2 protein-coding genes are annotated in these 1165 nt (G+C 68.8%); one reads left to right on the forward strand and one right to left on the reverse strand.

Annotation, left to right across the window (positions count from 1 at the left end; genetic code table 11):
* On the forward strand, positions 1-318 hold a 318-nt coding region (locus ACF1DX_RS39020; protein WP_391795882.1), incomplete at its 5' end, for a transposase.
* A gap of 8 nt (positions 319-326) precedes the next feature.
* On the opposite strand, the gene ACF1DX_RS39025 is transcribed toward ACF1DX_RS39020, so the two are convergent.
* Positions 327-1129 (reverse strand): IS5 family transposase gene (locus ACF1DX_RS39025; protein WP_391795883.1). Its coding sequence is split into 2 segments (ribosomal slippage): positions 327-785 and positions 788-1129, totalling 801 coding nucleotides; the frame shifts between segments, so codons are not numbered across the junction.
* Positions 1130-1165 lie beyond the last annotated feature (36 nt).

Consider the following 1165-nt stretch of genomic DNA (forward strand, 5'->3'; position numbering starts at 1 on the left):
AAGGTCCCACCGGTCGCCGGCGCCCTCGGCAGACCACGCAGACGCCCCGACATGCTCTTCGCCGACCGCGGCTACGACCACGACAAGTACCGGCGGCTGCTGCGGAAACGCGGTATCCGGCCCATGATCGCCGAACGCGGCCAGCCACACGGCTCCGGCCCGGGCATCTTCCGCTGGGTCGTCGAACGCACCATCTCCTGGCTCCACGGCTTCCGCCGCCTGCACATCCGCTGGGAACGACGCGACGACATCCACGAGGCCTTCCTCGGCCTCGCCACCTGCCTCATCACCCACCGCCACCTCCAACGCCTTTGTTAGACGTTGTCTCATTTGGCGAGTCTGCGGTGGCAGATGAGGGTGCAGGCGATGGCGGTGAAGGCCAGGAAGTGTTCGGCCTTGCGTTCGTAGCGGCGGTGCAGGCGGCGGCAGCCGGCCAGCCAGGACATGGTGCGTTCGATGGTCCAGCGGTGCCGGCCGAGCCGGGTGGAGGACTCGATGCCCCTGCGGGCGATGCGGTGCCGGATGCCCCGCTTGCGCAGCCACCGGCGCAGGTCGTCGTAGTCGTAGCCCTTGTCGCCGTGCAGCTTGGCGGGCCGGCGTCTGCGCGGGCCGCGACGGGACCGGATCGGCGGAATGCCACGGACGAGGGGCTTGAGGGCCTGGCTGTCGTGGAGGTTCGCACCGGAGATGCCGATCGAGAGGGGCAGACCGGTCCTCTCGGTGATCAAGTGGATCTTCGACCCCTTTTTGCCCCGGTCCACCGGATTCGGACCTGTCAGGTCCCCCCTTTCAGGGCCCTCATGTTCACCGAGTCGATCGCGCACCGCGACCAGCCCAGCTCCCCGCGCGAGCCCAGTTCGTCCAGGACCAGACGGTGCAGCTTCGCCCAGACCCGGGCGGCACTCCACTCGGTGAAACGCCGGTGCGCGGTCGCCCCCGACGGGCCGAAGACCGGCGGCAACTGCCGCCACGTGCAGCCCGTCGTGGCCACGAAGATGATCGCCGCCAACACCTCACGGTCGCCGTACCGGCGCCGCCCACCACCTTGCGGCCGTGTCGGAGCGGGCGGTACCACCCGCTGGAACAACTCCCACAACCCGTCCGGGACCAGCCGCTCCACGATCGTCATGCCTCAAGATTACGAACCCAAATGAGACAACGTCTA

The sequence above is a fragment of the Streptomyces sp. NPDC014676 genome (assembly GCF_043084105.1).
In the GTDB taxonomy this organism is placed as follows: Bacteria; Actinomycetota; Actinomycetes; order Streptomycetales; family Streptomycetaceae; genus Streptomyces.